The sequence below is a fragment of the Acinetobacter sp. UBA3106 genome, from assembly GCA_002365595.1.
Taxonomy (GTDB): Bacteria; Pseudomonadota; Gammaproteobacteria; order Pseudomonadales; family Moraxellaceae; genus Acinetobacter.
Genome location: DFAM01000019.1, coordinates 78584 through 89102, shown reverse-complemented (window position 1 = coordinate 89102; position 10519 = coordinate 78584). Strand labels below are relative to the sequence as shown.

Sequence of the window (10519 nt, the reverse complement as noted above, 5' to 3'; positions counted from 1 at the left end):
GAAGGGGGTGTTTTTTTATGTGGGGGATAACAGGTGCTAAAAATTATTCAGCTAGGCAAGAGATATAAAAAGATCGCCATATAGGCGATCTTTTTAATGAATAACATGAATATCTTAGTTAAACATTTGGGTGGCAGCGCTATATAAAACCCAAAGAATTATAAGTGCAACAATCGGTTCAAAAACCTTAGACCACCCTCGAACTGTATATGTTACAGCTTCTTGGCTGATATTCGCTTCATCATGTGAATGTTGTTGGCTAACCATTTGATTAAACTCCTTCATTGTTGAGTCTAATGATATCTCTTCTTGCTCAATCGGTTTAGAGCCTTTTAACTCTATTAGATTATTTGTTGACCAAACCCAATCGGAAGCCTGACCAGATAAATGTTCAATCTGTCCTAAAATCAGTTCATGTAATCCTCTGATATTTAGGTTTCCTATATCGTTGAGTTGTTTCAGCTCTGCCAATTGTAATCTTAATATTTCGCCAACTGTTTGTTCCAAGTCTTCTTTAGGCAAGCTGGACTGATTTTTTGAAGATGTCGTAAGATGTCGTGCGATCTCTTGAATAAACAGATCATCTGGTGAAGAAATTTCTTGATAAACTTTTTTATCATTGGTGCGCCAAAGTGAAATAAGTTTCCCTAATACCAGCGCATTAATTTCTAACAGATGAGTTTTTCGATCTTCTCTAGAATAGTGTTCGAGAAGCTGAGGCTTTTGAGTGTTAATCTGCTCAGCAAAATATTGTACTAAATCAAAAGCCATGCACTTGCTCCCTCTTATTTTAATCTAATAACCGTAGGCTCGGTTTTTTCTTAGGTTGTTCAGTTTCTTCTGAAGTTGTGGTTGATTTTAAAGTATCTTCAGCAATTTGGGTACCTTCATATTCACTTGGATCAAAGAATAACCCTTGTCCATTTTCACGTGCATAAATACCCAGCACTGCATTTAAGGGTACATAGATGTCACGTGAAATGCCACCAAAACGCGCAGAGAAGGTGATTGCATCATTACTCATCGTTAACTTGTGAACAGCGTGAGGAACTATATTTAAAACAATCTGGCCATCCTGAATGAATTGTTCCGGTACCATGGTATTAGGTTGAGTTGCATCCACCAATAAATATGGGGTCAGGTTATTGTCACAAATCCATTCATAGATAGCGCGTGCTAAATAAGGACGGGTAGGCGTGAGATTCAATTCTTGTTCAGACATGGTGGTACTCGATTAATTTGCTAAAAATTCGCTGTAGCGGTTCTTTTCCTGCATGGTTAAAGATTTGATGAATGCAGGTCGACTAAAAATTCGTTGACAATATAAGTGAATAGGACGGCAATGCTGTTTAGGCAATTCGATACCCATCGCCTTTAACCGTATAAAAATAGGTGCCAGCATACAATCTAAAATTGTAAAATTTTCAGACATAAAATAGGGGAAATGTTGAAAAAGAGGCGTAAGGGAAATCAGGGTATCTCTGAGTTGCTTTTGAGCTTTTGTTTTCTCTTGTTCATTCAGTGTATCTGGATGACGCAGCATGATATCCGCCAGTTTTAACCAGTCCTGTTCAAAACGCCAGATATATTGACGTTGTTCTGCTCGTGGCATTGGAGCATCGGCATAGAGTTTGTTTTGACGGTAGCGGTCGTCTAGATATTCGGAAATAATGCCACTATTGAAGAGCTTAAGCTCATTCTCAATCATCATCGGGAGCTGGTTATAAGGATTTAGACTGGCGAGGTCTTCATCATCTTCATCGACAATAATTAGATTATATTTGATTTGCTTCTCTGCAAGTACATAACGTATCCAGTGGGAGCGAAAATCATCCGCATGACTGTAAAGCGTGATTCCTTGTGGAGGTGCATTTTCGATTGACATAATCCGAAGCAATGATAAATGAATAGAATAGGATACTAAAATTCAACCTAAAAAGCACGAAGCATAAAAGGTGAATCAGACTGAAGCAGGATAGATTATAAGAAAAAACAACTGGAGGAAAAGAATATGCTGATTAAGCTAGCGATTGCTTTACTGTTTATTTTTATAGGTGTTGCAAACTATTATCTGAGTAAATCGTTCTGGTGCCATGAAGGAGTATGGGGTAAAGATGTTCACGAACAATAGTAAGGTTTAGATCCGTGATGAATCATGACTTAAATTCCTGCCATAAAAAAACCCTGGAAATTCCAGGGTTTCTGTCCGATTCGGTAAACGAATTAACGTTTAGAGAATTGAGGACGTTTACGAGCTTTACGTAAACCAAGTTTCTTACGTTCAACTTCACGAGCATCACGAGTAACGAAACCAGCTTGACGAAGAGCAGGTTTTAAAGTTTCGTCAGCAGCGATCAAGGCACGAGTAATACCGTGACGGATAGCGCCAGCTTGACCACCAATACCACCACCAGCAACAGTGATGTAAAGGTCAAATTTTTCAGTAACTTCTAAAAGCTCTAAAGGTTGACGAACAACCATACGAGCAGTTTCACGACCGAAATATTGTTCTAAAGAACGGTTGTTAATTACGAGTTTACCAGTACCAGCTGATAGGAAAACACGTGCAGTTGCGGTCTTACGGCGACCTGTACCATAGTTAGTAGCCATGTGCTGTATCCCTTAGATGTCCAAAACTTGTGGCTGTTGAGCAGTATGTGGATGCTCAGTACCAGCGTACACTTTCATTTTTTTGATCATTGCATAACCAAGAGGACCTTTTGGCAACATGCCTTTTACAGCGCGTTGGAAAATTTCTTCTGGTTTGTGAGCAACTAATTTCTCGAAATTAGTTTCACGAATACCACCAGGGAAACCAGTATGGCGATAATATTTCTTATCAAGTGATTTTTTACCAGTCACTTGAACTTGTTCAGCATTGATCACTACGATGTAATCACCAGTGTCAACGTGAGGAGTATAAGAAGTTTTATGCTTACCGCGTAAACGACGAGCGATTTCAGTCGCAAGACGACCTAAAGTTTTGCCAGAAGCATCAACAACGTACCAGTCGTGTTGAACTTCAGCTGGCTTAGCGCTGAGAGTTTTCATTAAACCACTACCTATTATAGTTGGTTTGGACGGTGGAATCTGTCCAAACAAAAGGAGACCGAATTCTACCTGAAAGACAGCAGAACCACAATGAAAATATAAAATTTCAAGCGCTGTATTATAAGCCTCTGTTCGAAATTTAACTAGTTGTTTTTACGATTTCATGTTAATTCTTCATTTATACATAGATATAAAAATATTAAGCAAAAATTTTCATGAAAATTACAGCAAAAATAAAAAATTCATCGCAAGCGACCAAGATACAATGTATCGGGTTGATGCTACTGGCACATGTCATTCCAACTCTATATATACCTTTGTATTTTATCATTATTCAGCCAAATTCTGCGGTGTGGACTATGTTTGTGTTATTGGCTTTGATGGTAGCTATTTCTTGGGGAGTAGCTCTTTTACCCATTTTAATTTATGGCATTGCTTTGTTTGTTCTTGCAGCACCTTGGGCCTACTGCATATTGATGCTATTGCTTTTCACTGCTCTTTATTCGCTGTATCGTTATATTCCTTCCTTAATTTATCGCTTCCTCATCTATGCTACAGTCTTATCTGTAATTGCTGTATTGACCTATATTGCGTTATTTGTTGCGTACTTATCAGGCGTTTTTATTCCACCTGCCTCCTAAATATATAATGAAAAGAAACGGTATTTCTGTTTTGGATTCAGTAAAATAATCCTACTCAATGAATCTGTATAGGTCAGTCATGCTTCCTTTATATGTCACCAGTGGTGAACCCGCGGGTATTGGTCCAGATATTTGTTTAAGTTTGGCCGATCGTGTTGATGAGCGTCCCATTGTGGTTCTGGCTGACATGAATTTATTAAAACAACGCGCAGAAAAATTAAATGTTCAGGTAGAGCTGATTGAGTATCAGGCCCAGACAGCATTTTCCGCTGAAGGGCAACTCTATGTGGAGCATGTACCTTTAGCGACCGAAGTAATTCTCGGTCAACTCAATGCTCAAAACGCAGCCTATGTATTGGAACAGTTACGTCGCTCTGCAGACTATGCCATGACTGGTAAAAGTGTAGGAGTAGTAACTGCACCGGTGCAAAAATCTGTCATTAATGATGCCGGGATTCATTTCAGTGGGCATACCGAGTATTACCAAGAATTTGCTGGCGTTGATCGTGTGGTCATGATGCTCGCTACCAAAACCTTACGTGTGGCGCTGGCAACTACTCATCTTCCGTTACGTGCGGTAGCAGATGCGATTACCCAAGAACGTTTGCATCAGGTGATTGATATTCTGATTCATGATCTGAAAACCAAGTTCAAAATTGAACATCCTCATATTCTGGTGTGTGGTCTTAATCCACATGCCGGTGAGGGCGGCTATTTGGGTATGGAAGAAATAGAAGTGATTAATCCCGTACTGGAAAGTTATCGTGCAAAAGGCATCAATATGAGTCTGAGTTTGCCTGCGGATACTTTATTTACCCCAGAAAATTTAAAAGATGCCGATGCTGTTTTGGCGATGTATCACGATCAGGGTTTACCTGTGCTAAAATCACAAGGTTTTGGTGAAGCCATCAATATTACTTTAGGCTTACCGTTTATCCGTACATCCGTCGATCATGGCACAGCACTCTCCCTTGCAGGTACTGGACTGGCAAAAAGTTCAAGTTTGCACGTTGCTGTCGATTTAGCACTTGATCTGGCACGTTATTAATTCACGTTGGAACTCTTTTATGTATCAAATTAATGCCTTAAACCCAAAAGATGAAGGGCATCATACGCGTAAGCGTTTTGGTCAAAACTTTTTACATGACCAACGTGTAATTGCCAAAATTGTCCGCTCAGTCAATCCGCGTGCTGGTGAAAATATTGTTGAAATTGGTCCTGGTCTCGCGGCCCTCACTTCACCCTTAATTGGTGAATGTGATGCTTTAACCGTGATTGAATTAGACCGTGATTTGGCGGCAGGTTTACCGGGTCGTGTGCCGCATCCTGAGCGTTTAACCATTGTTGAAACCGATGCACTGAAATATGACTTCACCAATTTATTTGCAGAAGGTCGTCCATTACGTGTGGTTGGCAACTTACCGTATAATATTTCCACGCCCTTGTTGTTCCATCTCTTGGAATTTGGTGACAAAGTCAAAGACATGCACTTCATGTTGCAAAAAGAAGTGGTGGATCGTATTACCGCATCGCCAAATACCAAAGAATATGGCCGTCTGTCGGTGATGATTCAGTATTTCTGTAAACCAACTTTCCTGTTTGAAGTACCTCCGGGTTCATTTAATCCACCGCCTAAAGTAACTTCTGCGGTATTCCGTTTAGAACCATACGCTGTTAAACCGATTGTAGCTAAAAATGAAAAAGCCTTGGCCCGTCTGGTTTCCCATGTCTTTACCCAGCGTCGTAAAACTTTACGCAATAGTTTAAAAAGTATGTTGGTTGAAGAGGGGTTTGAGAAAGCTGGTGTAGACCCAATGGCGCGCCCAGAAACTTTAACTTTGGCTCAATTTGTTGCATTAGCAGATCAAATGGTGGATTAAGTGACAGCGTCGAATATTCGATACAATTATGTGATTGGTGATGTTCAGGGCTGCTTCGAAGCCTTAAAAGCTTTGTTGAAAGAAATTAAGTTCGATCCGGATCAAGATTTTATCTGGTTTGCAGGCGATCTGGTGGCCCGGGGTGAAAACTCGATTGGTGCATTACGTTTTGTAAAAAAGCTGGTTGATCGTGGTGTTGCAGCGACGGTATTGGGTAATCATGACTTGACGCTTTTAGCATGTGCACGTGGTTTAAAAGAGCTGAAAGAAAAAGACAATACCCGCGATGTGATTGATGCGATTGATAGCGATGATTTGATTGACTGGTTGCGTAAACAGCCTTTATGTTTATTTCCGAATGAGCAAACCATATTGACGCATGCCGGTATTCCTTGCCTTTGGTCCGCAGAGCAAACTGCTGCCTTCGCCAAAGAAATTGAAGCAGTGATTGCACACGACGATTTTAGCGTGGTGGATGCTTTCCTGGCTGATATGTATGGCAAAGAACCTGATCTTTGGTCGGATGATCTAGAGGGTAATGCACGTTTACGTTGCATTACCAACTATTTAACCCGTATGCGTTTAACCAACAGCGAAGGTCGTCTAGAGTTCAGCTTTAAAGATTCACTGGATGATCCGATGCCAGCAGGTTTTCAACCATGGTTTGAGTTTGAATCCAAAGCAGCCCAAACCCATCAATTGATTTTTGGGCATTGGGCAGCCTTACAGGGTAAAACCATTAATTCACAGATTCAGAATGTCGATGGTGGCTGTGTTTGGGGTAAGCAGTTGATTGCTTACCGTCTGGAAGATAAACAGCTGTTTAAAGTCGATAATCCGGTAATGTAATCACTCAGATCAGCAAAAATAAAAAAAGCCACATGATGTGGCTTTTTTTATCAGTATCGATTTAGTCTAGTCGAATCCAGGTTTGACTACGTCCTAAGGTGGACACACCCATATAAGCTCTCAAAGTTAAACGTTTACCTGTCGCATTCAGTCTGACTTTTGCGTCATAAACTTTTCCGGCTAAGGGATCAATCACCCGACCTTTTTCATAGTTATTGGTTCCTGCTACATGCTTTAGGCCTTTAATAATTTCCATACCCAAAATTGGATCGTTGGTATACGGAGCAGGGCATTTATTACATGTTTCACGCGGAGTATAGCCAGGACGAGGGGTAATCTTAATAATTTTACCGGTATAGGTGTTATTGGCTTCTTTATCAATTTTAATAATGGCTTTGGCTGAACCGGTCTTATCATCAATCTGTTGCCATGTTCCAGAGATATCCTCGGCAAAAACATGAGCACTAAAAAGTGCACTCGCTAAAGTCGCAAGCAATAGATTTTTGTACATATCAGACCTTCAAAAATTGGTTCACTTTTTACAAAGTCGATATATTAGATAGATTAAAATATTAGTCAATATTGTACTGAATAAATTAAAAAAAAGAATTCCTTTTTACATGAAAAAGCCACTGCATAGAGTGGCTTCTTAGCATAATAAATCGGGCTTAATCCAGACGCAGCCAGGTTTGACTGCGGCCTAGTGCTGAGATCCCAATATAACCACGTAGGGTGAGGCGTTTTCCATTCGCATTCAGTCGAACTTTGGCATCATAAATTTTGCCTGCCAACGGATCGATGACCCGGCCTTTTTCATAGTTATTTGTACCTTCAACATGCTTTAATCCAGTCAGTACATCCATACCTAAAATAGGCTGATTGGTATAGGGTGCAGGGCATTTGTTACATGTCTTTTGTGGTGTATAACCTGGGCGAGGTGTCACTTTAACAATTTTACCGGCATAGGTATTATTCGCATCTTTACGAATTTCAATAATAGCTTTAGGTGAACCGGTTTTGTCATCAATTTGTTGCCAAGTACCCGATAGATCTTGTGCCAATACATTCCCACTAAAAACTAAACCGGCAAGAGCAGTAAGTAAGATATTTTTTTTCATATAATTTCCTACGGTTGTGGTGAGTAATTTTTTATAATCTATAAAAACCATATTAGGATCGTTTGGAAATTAGTCAATATCGCGTGTCATCAAAATGAAAAATAATGTGATTTATTTGTATATCAGTGAATAAAAAAGCCACATAGTGCGGCTTTTTGTCATATTTAGTCGTTTCTAATCCAGGTCTGGGTTCGGCCCAAAGCAGAAATTCCTATATAACCACGTAAGATAAAACGTTTACCGTTAGGGGTAATTCGTCCTTTCAAGCCATATATTTTTCCGGTTAAAGGATCAAGTACCCGACCGTTTGCATAATTATTGCCATCGACATGTTTTAGACCCTTAAAAACTTCTAATCCCAAAATAGGCTGATTGGTATAGGGCGGAGGACATTGGAAACATGTTTCGCGGGGCTTATAACCTGGGCGTGGGGTGACTTTGATAATTTTTCCGGAATAAGACCCATCTGTTTGTTTTTGAATATCAATCAGTGCTTTAGGTGAACCTGTTTTATCATCAATTTGAATCCATGTACCAATGATGTCCTGAGCAAAAACTGAAAAACTGCTTGATAGCGCTACGACACATGTAACGGTGATTGCTAATTTTTTCATAACATTCCCTCATTTGTATAAGTCAGCGATCCTGTTGACTTATTTAAAGTGGGGGCAGAAATACGAAATTAAGCGATCTTTGAGAATAACATTTTTAGTTGCTTATTCGTATTATCTACCCATTTATGCTGACCTGTAATCTGCACAATTTAATCTTGTTTAATCCAGGTTTGGCTGCGGCCAAGTGCGGACACACCGACATAACCGCGGAGAGTAAGACGTTTACCATTAGGACTAAGCTTTGCTTTGCCGCTATAGATTTTACCGTTCAGTGGATCCAGCACTTTGGCATTCACAAACTGATTCTCGCCGGAAGATTTCAACCCCGTTAAAATATCTAAGCCTAAGATGGGTTTATCGGTATAAGGTGCCGGACAATTGACACAGGTTTCTCTAGGGGTATAACCCGGACGTGGAGTTACTTTGATAATTTTTGCCGTATAAGTCCCATTGCTTTCCTGACGCATTTCAAGGATCGCTTTTGCCGAACCGGTTTTATCATCAATGGTTTTCCAAGTTCCGCTAAGATCATTTGCCAACACATTCCCACTGAAAACTACACCAACAAAAGCAGCAAATAATAGATTTTTCTTCATATTAACTCCTGGGAGTGTGGAAAATATTTTTCTTGTCTGTATTAAAGATATAGTTGTCGTTTAAATATTAGTCAACCCATTGCTTCATAATAATGAAAAATAATGTGATTTATTTGTATATCAGTGAATAAAAAAGCCACATAGTGCGGCTTTTTGTCATATTTAGTCGTTTCTAATCCAAGTCTGACTGCGGCCCAATGCTGAAACACCGACATAACCACGCAAGGTTAAGCGTTTACCGTTTGGACTTAATTTCGCTTTCATACTGTAGACATGACCAGTAAGGGGATCGATAATCTTGCCCTGAGTAAAATTGGATCCACCGGCCGGTTTTAAACCTTTTACGACATCCATACCTAAAATAGGCTTATTGGTATAAGGTGCAGGACAATTCACACAGGTTTCTTTAGGGGTATAACCCGGACGAGGCGTTACCTTTACAATTTTCGCCGTATAAGTGCCGTTACTTTCTTGACGAATTTCAAGGATCGCTTTTGAAGAACCGGTTTTATCATCAATGTTTTTCCAGGTTCCCGAAATGTCTTCAGCAAAAATAGTGCTACTGCTGGCAGAAAGAAGAAGGGCGGCTAAAATTTTAAAATTTTTCATCAAAAAACCTTATGATAATTTTATAAAATATTTTTTATCATAAGGTTAAATTTTGACTCTACAAATGTTTATTGGTGATTCATCAGTCACATATTTTGCAAATAAAGTATAAATGTCGGTAACCAGATGGCGGTAAATACAGCATTTACTGCCATACCAAACGCAGCATAGCGTCCTGCGACGCTGCCTCTTTGCCATGCCTGAGCTGTGCCAATAGCATGAGCCGCCAAGCCTAAAGCCAGACCTGATGCACGTTCATCATTAATATGCCGCAGGATCAAGGGAGAAAAGGCTGCTCCAATTACGCCGGATAAAATCACAATAAGAATGACCATACTAATAGGCGCATGGAGCAGGGTGGCAATATTAATGGCGATGGGTGTGGTTACGGCACGAGTAGCAAATGCCATAATGCTTGAATCGGTCATATGTAATAAATAGGCAAGCCCCATCGGTAACGCGACCGCACTGATACTGGCAAAAACCAGAATTCCGAGCATGGCTTTCAGTGGCAAATCATCATAACGCATGGCCGCCAGGGGAATGGCCAATGCGACGGTGACATAACCTAAAAGGCGATTAAACAGTGGGTTGACCTGAGCCATATAGGATGTATAAGGAATTCCGAATACAAACAACAGTCCAATAATCAAAAACATCCCAATCACAATGACCGGAATTTGTGGCAGGCGTTTATTAATCGGTTTTGCGACAAGATAGGCAATCAGGGTAATGAAAAAACCGGAGAGTACTGCAAACATATAATTTCCCTATAACCAGCGCTTGGACATTTTTGCATAGACCCACAGGGGGATCAGGGTGCTGATAAACATCACCAGTAGAAAAGCCGGCATTTCTTTGCCCATCTGGGTCAGCATAAGCAATGAACCTGCGCTAATCGGTAAAAAGGCAAAAGCACTTTCTTTCATAATCTTGTTATTGGTATCGACCAAACGAGTCGGTAATTTATTGAAATTTCTCCAAATAAATAAGGTCACCAACAGGCTGATCAAGCCCACCAGATTGCCCAGTTCAGGATGATGAAATTGTGTGGTTAACCATACTGCTCCTTCGCGGAAGCAGATGATTAATGCCAGTGTGCCAATCCAGGCCGGCCAGTCGATTGTTTTTATCCAGTCCATTTTTACCAAGTATTATAAT

At 40.2% G+C, this 10519-nt stretch carries 16 protein-coding genes; 4 read left to right on the top strand and 12 right to left on the bottom strand.

Translation table 11 applies throughout. From position 1 onward, the window contains the following. Window positions 1-114 precede the first annotated feature (114 nt). The 5 genes from B4C48_RS11815 to rplM form a co-directional block, all read right to left on the bottom strand. Window positions 115-771 carry a hypothetical protein gene (locus B4C48_RS11815; RefSeq protein WP_291356726.1) on the bottom strand — a complete coding sequence of 219 codons (657 nt, stop codon included), beginning with the start codon at window positions 769-771 and terminating at the stop codon, window positions 115-117. Between the two features lie 19 nt (window positions 772-790). After that, window positions 791-1222: a ClpXP protease specificity-enhancing factor gene (locus B4C48_RS11810; RefSeq protein WP_291356724.1), complete on the bottom strand. Its 432-nt coding sequence runs from the start codon at window positions 1220-1222 to the stop codon at window positions 791-793. 12 nt (window positions 1223-1234) lie between these two features. Next, on the bottom strand, window positions 1235-1885 hold the full coding sequence (locus tag B4C48_RS11805) for a glutathione S-transferase N-terminal domain-containing protein (protein WP_291356722.1): 651 nt from the start codon (window positions 1883-1885) through the stop codon (window positions 1235-1237). 338 nt (window positions 1886-2223) lie between these two features. Further along, window positions 2224-2610, bottom strand: a complete 387-nt coding sequence (rpsI, locus tag B4C48_RS11800) for a 30S ribosomal protein S9 (protein ID WP_291356720.1) — start codon at window positions 2608-2610, stop codon at window positions 2224-2226. A 12-nt stretch (window positions 2611-2622) separates the two neighbouring features. Next, a complete protein-coding gene (gene rplM, locus B4C48_RS11795; RefSeq protein WP_004811299.1) occupies window positions 2623-3051 on the bottom strand; it encodes a 50S ribosomal protein L13 in 429 nt (142 codons plus the stop codon). A 215-nt stretch (window positions 3052-3266) separates the two neighbouring features. Here rplM and B4C48_RS11790 point away from each other — a divergent pair, with 215 nt between their 5' ends. The 4 genes from B4C48_RS11790 to B4C48_RS11775 all read left to right on the top strand — a co-directional run bounded on the left by B4C48_RS11790 (window position 3267) and on the right by B4C48_RS11775 (window position 6421). After that, window positions 3267-3692: a hypothetical protein gene (locus B4C48_RS11790; RefSeq protein ID WP_291356717.1), complete on the top strand. Its 426-nt coding sequence runs from the start codon at window positions 3267-3269 to the stop codon at window positions 3690-3692. A gap of 79 nt (window positions 3693-3771) precedes the next feature. Further along, complete coding sequence (gene pdxA, locus B4C48_RS11785) at window positions 3772-4740, top strand: 4-hydroxythreonine-4-phosphate dehydrogenase PdxA (RefSeq protein ID WP_409449796.1); 969 nt, start codon at window positions 3772-3774, stop codon at window positions 4738-4740. A gap of 19 nt (window positions 4741-4759) precedes the next feature. After that, window positions 4760-5572 carry a 16S rRNA (adenine(1518)-N(6)/adenine(1519)-N(6))-dimethyltransferase RsmA gene (gene rsmA / locus B4C48_RS11780; protein WP_291356715.1) on the top strand — a complete coding sequence of 271 codons (813 nt, stop codon included), beginning with the start codon at window positions 4760-4762 and terminating at the stop codon, window positions 5570-5572. 15 nt (window positions 5573-5587) lie between these two features. Beyond that, window positions 5588-6421, top strand: a complete 834-nt coding sequence (locus B4C48_RS11775) for a symmetrical bis(5'-nucleosyl)-tetraphosphatase (RefSeq protein WP_291356732.1) — start codon at window positions 5588-5590, stop codon at window positions 6419-6421. A gap of 61 nt (window positions 6422-6482) precedes the next feature. On the opposite strand, the gene B4C48_RS11770 is transcribed toward B4C48_RS11775, so the two are convergent. The 7 genes from B4C48_RS11770 to B4C48_RS11740 all read right to left on the bottom strand — a co-directional run bounded on the left by B4C48_RS11770 (window position 6483) and on the right by B4C48_RS11740 (window position 10500). Further along, a complete protein-coding gene (locus tag B4C48_RS11770; RefSeq protein WP_291356713.1) occupies window positions 6483-6932 on the bottom strand; it encodes a DUF2147 domain-containing protein in 450 nt (149 codons plus the stop codon). 157 nt (window positions 6933-7089) lie between these two features. Beyond that, on the bottom strand, window positions 7090-7539 hold the full coding sequence (locus B4C48_RS11765) for a DUF2147 domain-containing protein (RefSeq protein ID WP_291356711.1): 450 nt from the start codon (window positions 7537-7539) through the stop codon (window positions 7090-7092). A 164-nt stretch (window positions 7540-7703) separates the two neighbouring features. Next, window positions 7704-8153 carry a DUF2147 domain-containing protein gene (locus tag B4C48_RS11760; protein WP_291356709.1) on the bottom strand — a complete coding sequence of 150 codons (450 nt, stop codon included), beginning with the start codon at window positions 8151-8153 and terminating at the stop codon, window positions 7704-7706. Window positions 8154-8302: 149 nt separating this feature from the next. Beyond that, window positions 8303-8749, bottom strand: a complete 447-nt coding sequence (locus B4C48_RS11755) for a DUF2147 domain-containing protein (protein ID WP_291356707.1) — start codon at window positions 8747-8749, stop codon at window positions 8303-8305. A 162-nt stretch (window positions 8750-8911) separates the two neighbouring features. Continuing rightward, entirely contained in the window at window positions 8912-9358 is a 447-nt protein-coding gene (locus B4C48_RS11750; protein ID WP_291356705.1) for a DUF2147 domain-containing protein, read from the bottom strand. Window positions 9359-9444: 86 nt separating this feature from the next. Beyond that, window positions 9445-10119: an LrgB family protein gene (locus B4C48_RS11745; protein ID WP_291356703.1), complete on the bottom strand. Its 675-nt coding sequence runs from the start codon at window positions 10117-10119 to the stop codon at window positions 9445-9447. 9 nt (window positions 10120-10128) lie between these two features. Further along, the gene (locus B4C48_RS11740; RefSeq protein ID WP_291356701.1) at window positions 10129-10500 is read right to left on the bottom strand and encodes a hypothetical protein; all 372 of its coding nucleotides are present in this window, start codon (window positions 10498-10500) and stop codon (window positions 10129-10131) included. Window positions 10501-10519 lie beyond the last annotated feature (19 nt).

Excerpts from the sequence above, each read along its gene's own strand:
- B4C48_RS11755 (WP_291356707.1), bottom strand. The coding sequence starts at position 8,749 with ATGAAGAAAAATCTATTATTTGCTGCTTTTGTTGGTGTAGTTTTCAGT.
- pdxA (WP_409449796.1), top strand. The coding sequence starts at position 3,772 with ATGCTTCCTTTATATGTCACCAGTGGTGAACCCGCGGGTATTGGTCCA.
- B4C48_RS11770 (WP_291356713.1), bottom strand. The coding sequence starts at position 6,932 with ATGTACAAAAATCTATTGCTTGCGACTTTAGCGAGTGCACTTTTTAGT.
- B4C48_RS11765 (WP_291356711.1), bottom strand. The coding sequence starts at position 7,539 with ATGAAAAAAAATATCTTACTTACTGCTCTTGCCGGTTTAGTTTTTAGT.
- B4C48_RS11790 (WP_291356717.1), top strand. The coding sequence starts at position 3,267 with ATGAAAATTACAGCAAAAATAAAAAATTCATCGCAAGCGACCAAGATA.
- B4C48_RS11750 (WP_291356705.1), bottom strand. The coding sequence starts at position 9,358 with ATGAAAAATTTTAAAATTTTAGCCGCCCTTCTTCTTTCTGCCAGCAGT.
- B4C48_RS11760 (WP_291356709.1), bottom strand. The coding sequence starts at position 8,153 with ATGAAAAAATTAGCAATCACCGTTACATGTGTCGTAGCGCTATCAAGC.
- rpsI (WP_291356720.1), bottom strand. The coding sequence starts at position 2,610 with ATGGCTACTAACTATGGTACAGGTCGCCGTAAGACCGCAACTGCACGT.
- B4C48_RS11745 (WP_291356703.1), bottom strand. The coding sequence starts at position 10,119 with ATGTTTGCAGTACTCTCCGGTTTTTTCATTACCCTGATTGCCTATCTT.
- B4C48_RS11805 (WP_291356722.1), bottom strand. The coding sequence starts at position 1,885 with ATGTCAATCGAAAATGCACCTCCACAAGGAATCACGCTTTACAGTCAT.
- rsmA (WP_291356715.1), top strand. The coding sequence starts at position 4,760 with ATGTATCAAATTAATGCCTTAAACCCAAAAGATGAAGGGCATCATACG.
- rplM (WP_004811299.1), bottom strand. The coding sequence starts at position 3,051 with ATGAAAACTCTCAGCGCTAAGCCAGCTGAAGTTCAACACGACTGGTAC.
- B4C48_RS11740 (WP_291356701.1), bottom strand. The coding sequence starts at position 10,500 with ATGGACTGGATAAAAACAATCGACTGGCCGGCCTGGATTGGCACACTG.
- B4C48_RS11815 (WP_291356726.1), bottom strand. The coding sequence starts at position 771 with ATGGCTTTTGATTTAGTACAATATTTTGCTGAGCAGATTAACACTCAA.
- B4C48_RS11810 (WP_291356724.1), bottom strand. The coding sequence starts at position 1,222 with ATGTCTGAACAAGAATTGAATCTCACGCCTACCCGTCCTTATTTAGCA.